Genomic DNA, 1,761 nt, shown 5'->3' with positions numbered 1-1,761 from the left:
ATAYTATAGATATAGGTTTAGCACAGTTAGCAATRCATTCAACTTATGAAACTGCAGGAGCTAAAGATATAGAATATATGATAAAAGCAATAGAAGCTTTCTATAACACTTCTATAGAGCAAGTACAAGATGGTCAATACATTATAAATGATATGAAGTAAGATATTCAGTTGTTTATAATATTGAAATATAATATAAAGAGGGGATATGAATGAATAACGAAAAAACTAAGAGTATAACTTGGTTGACATTAGCATTTATGGCATTCTCTACTGTATGGGGATTTGGAAATGTAATCAACGGATTCTCTGAATTTGGAGGATTACAAGCAATTGTATCTTGGATAATTATATTTGCAATATATTTTATACCATATGCATTAATGGTTGGAGAGCTTGGGTCATCATTTAAAGAATTAGGTGGTGGAGTAAGTTCATGGATTTCAGAAACAATAGGTCCTAAAATGGCATATTATGCAGGATGGACATATTGGGTAGTTCATCTTCCATACATATCACAAAAGCCACAAGGAGCTATAATAGCAGGAAGTTGGGCTATATTCCAATCTAATGTTGTAAGTAGTATGAATCCTATAGTACTTCAAGTAGCTTGTTTAGTTGTATTCTTGATARGATTAGTTATAGCTACTAAGGGTATGAATCCTTTAAAGAAAATAACAACAATAGCAGGTACATCTATGTTTGTAATRTCTATACTATTTATACTGCTTATGATAGCAGCACCATCTATAACAGGTGGTAGTTTTATAGATATAGACTGGTCATTAAAAACATTTATGCCTACATTTGATTTGAAATATTTTACAAGCATATCAATATTAGTATTTGCAGTAGGTGGATGTGAAAAGATTTCTCCTTATGTAAATAAAATGGATGACCCTTCAAAGGGATTCCCAAAAGGTATGATTTCATTAGCAATAATGGTAGCAGTTTGTGCTATACTTGGAACAATATCTTTAGGAATGATGTTTGATTCAAATAATATACCTCAAGATTTATTAACTAATGGTGCATACTATGCATTCCAAAGACTTGGTGAATATTATAATGTTGGTAACTTATTTGTTATATTATATGCTRTAACTAACTTTATTGGTCAAGTATCRACATTAATAATTTCAATAGATGCACCGCTTCGTATGTTACTTGAAAGTTGTGATAGAAAATATATGCCAGAAGCTATGTTTAAGAAAAATGAACATGGGGCCTATATAAATGGAAACAAACTTATAGGAGTTATAGTTTCCATATTAATAATAATACCTGCATTTGGTATAGGTAGTGTTGATGCCTTAGTTAAGTGGTTAGTTAAATTAAATTCAGTTTGTATGCCTCTACGTTACTTATGGGTGTTTGTAGCTTACATTGCTCTTAAGAAAGCTGGAGAGAAATTTAGTGCAGAGTATAGATTTACAAAGAGTAAAACACTTGGTATTATAATGGGATTATGGTGTTTTATATTTACAGCATTTGCTTGTATATTGGGAATGTATTCAGAAGACACATTCCAACTTACTCTTAATATAGTTACACCTTTTGTATTTGTAGCATTAGGACTTATAATGCCTAAAYTAGCWGAAAGAGAAAGAAATAAAAAAACTAAACAAAATAGTTAATAATTTTTAGAATGAAAATAACCTCAGATATACTTAAACGTATATCTGAGGTTATTTTTTATAGTTAACATTTAAATAATTAATCTCATACATATAAAATAAATTGAATTGGAGGCGATTTTATG

1 protein-coding gene is annotated in these 1,761 nt (G+C 29.7%); it reads left to right on the top strand.

Features of this window, described 5'->3' with window-relative positions; translation table 11 throughout:
• The first annotated feature begins 211 nt into the window (after window positions 1-211).
• Entirely contained in the window at window positions 212-1,636 is a 1,425-nt protein-coding gene (locus G3997_RS05595; protein WP_296644181.1) for an amino acid permease, read from the top strand.
• Window positions 1,637-1,761: the final 125 nt, after the last annotated feature.

The sequence above is a fragment of the Romboutsia sp. 13368 genome, from assembly GCF_018336475.1.
In the GTDB taxonomy this organism is placed as follows: Bacteria; Bacillota; Clostridia; order Peptostreptococcales; family Peptostreptococcaceae; genus Romboutsia.
The sequence above is the reverse complement of the archived record's forward strand: the minus strand, read 5'-3'. Positions and strand labels throughout refer to the sequence as shown.